This is a genomic window from Methylobacterium sp. A52T, assembly GCF_053346095.1.
Genome location: NZ_JBKFBI010000253.1, coordinates 1 through 3,817, shown reverse-complemented (window position 1 = coordinate 3,817; position 3,817 = coordinate 1). Strand labels below are relative to the sequence as shown.

Annotated in this window: 4 protein-coding genes; 2 read left to right on the top strand and 2 right to left on the bottom strand. The window is 75.6% G+C overall.

From position 1 onward, the window contains the following. The coding region (locus ACLBYE_RS29935) for a hypothetical protein (protein WP_447696940.1) at positions 1–385 on the top strand (385 nt) is incomplete at its 5' end. Between the two features lie 69 nt (positions 386–454). Here the strand turns inward: ACLBYE_RS29935 and ACLBYE_RS29930 are convergent. Together ACLBYE_RS29930 and ACLBYE_RS29925 are read right to left on the bottom strand one after the other, a co-directional pair. After that, positions 455–895 carry a DUF1489 family protein gene (locus ACLBYE_RS29930; protein WP_091977177.1) on the bottom strand — a complete coding sequence of 147 codons (441 nt, stop codon included), beginning with the start codon at positions 893–895 and terminating at the stop codon, positions 455–457. A 103-nt stretch (positions 896–998) separates the two neighbouring features. Next, a complete protein-coding gene (locus tag ACLBYE_RS29925) occupies positions 999–2,288 on the bottom strand; it encodes a hypothetical protein (protein ID WP_447696939.1) in 1,290 nt (429 codons plus the stop codon). Between the two features lie 146 nt (positions 2,289–2,434). On the opposite strand from ACLBYE_RS29925, the gene ACLBYE_RS29920 reads away from it, so the two are divergent. Then, entirely contained in the window at positions 2,435–3,610 is a 1,176-nt protein-coding gene (locus tag ACLBYE_RS29920) for an MFS transporter (RefSeq protein ID WP_447696938.1), read from the top strand. Positions 3,611–3,817: the final 207 nt, after the last annotated feature.

Genomic DNA, 3,817 nt, shown 5'->3' with positions numbered 1-3,817 from the left:
GGCGGCCCGCCGCCCCGCGGTGGCGGCCGCCGAGACCGGGCGGATCGCCCTCGACACGATCTCGACCGACATCGCCAAGATGATCGAGCACCGGACCGCGGTCGACCTGTGGGAGCGGTACCGCCGGGGCGAGCCGAACCTGTTCGACCCGCGGATCTACACGCCGCAGGGCCGGGCCACCTTCGCGGAGATCCAGCGCCGCTACAGGACCGACGCGGAGTTCCGCCGCAGCGTCGACCGCTACGTCAGCGAGTTCGAGCGCCTGCTCGGCGACGTGGTCAAGAACGACAGCGACGCCAAGCGCACCGACGCCTACCTGACCTCGGAGACCGGCAAGGTCTACACCATGCTGGCCCATGCCAGCGGGCGCTTCGACGGGGCGTAGGACCGATCCCGCCGGAGCCGCTCGCGGCGCCGGCGGGTCGTACCGGGGACGACGAGACCCGCCCCGCCCTCAGAGCAGGCCGAGGCCGACCAACTCGCGCCGCAGGGCCTCGGGCATCTCGGCGAGGTCCCCCGAGGCCTCGGCCCCGAGATCGGCCGGCGCGTCGCGCGCCGTCAGGTAGCGCCACCCCTGGAACGGCCGGTAGGGCCGGGGCGCCACCGGGACGAGCCGGGGATCGAAGACCAGCCGGCAGCGCGGGATGCCGTCCTCCCCGGTGAGCGGCTCGATCGCGGTGATCGCCTGCCGGCAGGACAGCGTCCCGCGGATCACCCAGTAGATCGAGCCCTGCCCGGTGATCTCCCGGTGACGCTTGGGCAGGGTGCGGGTGACGTGGAACGGCGCCGCTTGCCGTCCGTCCCGGAGCGCCTCCGCGCGGAAGCGGGCCTGCCGGGCCTCGAGGTCGGCGATGGTGGCGGGGCCGACGCAGAGCTTGATCAGGTGCAGGGCCACGGATGCGCGTGCTCGGGGGTGCCGGGGACGCCCCTGATAGCAGGCTCCGCGCCGGCGCGCGCCTGTCGAACCGCGCCGGAGCGTCGGCGCCGGGCCGGACCCGTCAGGCGAAGAGCGCGAGCCGCTGCTCCGGCGTCAGCGCGTCGATCTCGGCGAAGCTCAGGGCCGGCTCCTCCGGCGGCATCGCCGGCTCGGGCGCCGCCGCGACGGTCTCGCCCCAGGTGAGGTCGACCATGTCCCGCGCGATGTCCTGCGCGACGTCGTCCTCGACGTCCGCCTCGAACGCCTCCTCGCTCGCGGTGGCGGGCTCCGGCGCGTCCGCGGCGGACGGATCGGCGACCGGAAGGGAGGCGACCTCCGGCTCCGGGGCGGCCTCGAGATCGACCGCCCAGTCCGCTTCCAGATCGGTTTCCGCTTCGGCTTCCGCCTCGGCCGCTCGCGCGGCCTCCGAGGCGACCCGCGACGCGTCCCCCGGCACGGCGGCGAGGTCCGGCTCCGGGGCGGATGCCAGCGCGGCCGATCCCGTCGGCTCGGACACGGCGTCCGGCTCGGCCTCCGCCACCGGCTCCGGCGCGGCCGGCGCTTCGGCCGCGATCGCTGTCTCCGGCTCGGCCTCCGGCGCCAGGGCCTCCGCCTGGACCGGCAGGAACACCAGGTCCTCGTGCAGCGCCGGGCTGCCGGGGCGGGCCACGAGGGCCGCCACCGTGACGGCCGGTACGTCCATGGCGATGTAGCGGTCGATGTCGCTCTGGTTCAGATCGGCCGGCTCGCCGGCCGGCCGCGCCCCCCGGTGGGGCGGCACCCGCACCGCGTCCTCGCCCCAGATGGCGATCATCGCGGAGACCCGGTCCTCCAGGTAGCGCAGGGTGTAGACGATCCGGGCGGTGCGCTGCGCGGTGAGGTCCTGGAACGAGCAGGCCGTGTAGATCGCGGTCGCGTGGCGGTCGAGGGCGTCGCAGGCCTGCGCGTCGGCCCCGTGCTCGCGCAGGGTCCAGGCTGCCTCCTGGATCGACTCGGCGGCGCTGAGGATGTCGGAGGTGGCCTGCTCGGTCTCGCGCACGATGGCATCGAGGGCGAGGGACGCCTGCGTCAGCCGGGTCTCGTCGCCGTTCGGGGTGTTGAGCGCCGCGATCTCGCCCTTGGTCCGGCTGATCGCGTCGGCCATGTCGAGGAGATTGCCCCGCAGGTGCCCGAAGGCCTCCTGCCCGCGGTCGGCGGTGACGCTTCGCTCCAGACGCGCGATCGCCCCGAGCAGCACCTCGGTCTCGGCGCCCCGGTTGCGCCGGGCGTACTCGGCGAGGAACCAGCGGCCGCGCTCGCTGGCGCTGATCGTCGCCTCGATCGCCTCGTACTCGGCCGAAGCGTGCGCGCTCGGGTTGACGGAACCGAACATGGGCCTCTCTGGACGCTCGATGCGGGCGCGGCGGCGGCCCGCCCCGGTGCGCACCGATCGCCGCGAATTTGACAGAGGCCCTTTAACGGGCGCTTACGGACGCCCTCCCCGCCCCGCCTCCCCGATCCCGCTCGTCGAGACCCGCCTTGCCCCGCCCGTCCGGCCCGGCGCGCCTGTCGCTGCTCTACGCCGTGGTGTTCACCGAGATCGGCATCGCGATGCCGTTCATGCCCCTGTGGCTCGACGCCCTGGGGCTCGATGCCCGGGTGATCGGTCTCCTCCTCGCTCTGCCGATCGCCACGCGGATCGCCGCCACGGCGCCGCTGATGAGCCTCCTCGACCGCGGCCTCGGGCCCCGGCGGCTGATCCTGCTCGGCAGCCTCGCCCTGAGCCTGACCTACGCGCTGATGCCCGCCGCGGCCGGGATCGGGTGGCCGCTGCTGGCCGGGCTGATCGTGCTCAACGCGGTCGCCGGCGCGCCGCTCGTGCCCTGCATCGACTACCTGACGCTCGCGGCCGTGCGCCTGGACGCCCGCCTGACCTACGCGCGGATCCGGATGGCCGGCTCCATCGCGTTCCTGCTGGCGAACCTCGCGGGCGGGCTGCTGCTGACGGCGCTCGGCGGCCGGTTCGCCGTGCCGCTGCTCCTGACCGGCCTCGCCCTCGGCGCGGGGCTGGTGGCGTGGCGCAGCCGCGGGGTGGCGGCCCTGCCGCCGTCGGCGGCGGGCGACGGCCGGAAGCGGCTGCCGCGGCGGCTCTGGCTGTGCATCGGCGCGGCGGCCGCGATCCAGGCGAGCCACGGGGCGATCTACGGGTTCGGCAGCATCTACTGGACCGGCCAGCGCATCCCGCCGACCTGGGTCGGCGCGCTCTGGGCGATCGGCGTCCTGGCCGAGATCGCCCTGTTCGCCGGCCTGCCCGCCCTGCCCGCCGCCTGGCGCGGCCCGGTGCGGCTCCTCGGCGCCGGGGCCGTCGCGGCGATCCTGCGGGCGATCGGCATGTACCTCCTCGGCGACCATCTCGCGGCGCTGGTGCCGCTCCAGTGCCTCCACGGCCTGACCTTCGGGGCGACCCAGCTCGGCGCCATGGCGGCGGTCTCGGCCTACGCCCCCGACGGCGCGCGGGGCCGCGCGCAGGGCACCCTCAGCGCGGTCAATGCCGGGATCTCGGTGGTCGCGACCCTGGGGAGCGGCGTCGCCTACCGGGCCGGCGGCCCCCTCGCCTTCCTGCTGATGGCGCCGCTCGCCGCCGCGGGCCTGGGCCTCGCCATAGCCTCCCGCCGCGCGCCGGGGGTGAGGTTGGAGACGGATCGTCAACCGTAATGTCGTCATAACCGCCGGGCAGGGTGGTGCCTCGATCGAGGAGTATGGGTGTTGCTGAGCGAGGGCACTGTTCCCGGCGCCTTGGCCGGCGCCGCGCTGCGGGACCGGTCGGCCGACGGCCGCGTGGCGCTCGACGGCCGCTGGACCGCCGACCAGGCCCCGACCGTCGAGGCCGCGGCCGCGCGCATCGCGGCGGCCGGCCGCGCC